The organism is Cyclobacterium qasimii M12-11B (genome assembly GCF_000427295.1).
Lineage (GTDB): Bacteria > Bacteroidota > Bacteroidia > Cytophagales > Cyclobacteriaceae > Cyclobacterium > Cyclobacterium qasimii.
The window spans coordinates 1-612 of the sequence record NZ_ATNM01000129.1; the positions used below are offsets into that span (position 1 = coordinate 1).

Consider the following 612-nt stretch of genomic DNA (forward strand, 5'->3'; position numbering starts at 1 on the left):
GTTGCGGTGGATCTTCAATTGGATTTAAGCAATACCCCTGATATTGAATTATCCTTTTGGATGAATAATTATTATGAAAACACCCATCCCCTCGATGGGATTTTCTTTAGTGACGACGCAGGAGCAACCTTTACCAAAGTAATGGATTTTGATGGGAACAAATGGGCAGATGCAAGTTGGAGTCAATTACCTCCCTTGGATATTGACAGGTTGGCAAGTCATTACGGATTGACACTTTCATCTTCATTTATTGTCAGGTTTCAACAATATGATAATTCTTACTTTGGAGGAAGTTCGACTAGTTCACGCGATGGTATCTTTATAGATGACATTGAAGTTCGGGTACCAGATCAAACGTATATTTCCACTTTTCCCTATTCGACCGGTTTCGAAGGCAGCGTAGAGCTTCCAGCAGGTTGGAAGCAGGCCAATCCTATATTTCCTTATATTAACCCTGCAGAAGCTAATTCTACTGGATTGGTAAGCGGAACCTCTACAGTAAGATTGGAAGGAATTGCGGCCGTTGGATCTACTATTTCATCCCGAAATGCATTTCTTAACGGTGCGAATGGATTGATTTTGGGAAAAAGAGTTAGTGGAGAACTTGGGGCC

At 41.3% G+C, this 612-nt stretch carries 1 protein-coding gene; it reads left to right on the plus strand.

All coding sequences use genetic code 11. The annotated features are described in order from the left end of the window. On the plus strand, window positions 1-612 hold a 612-nt coding region (locus ADICYQ_RS27435), incomplete at both ends, for a hypothetical protein (protein ID WP_040416566.1).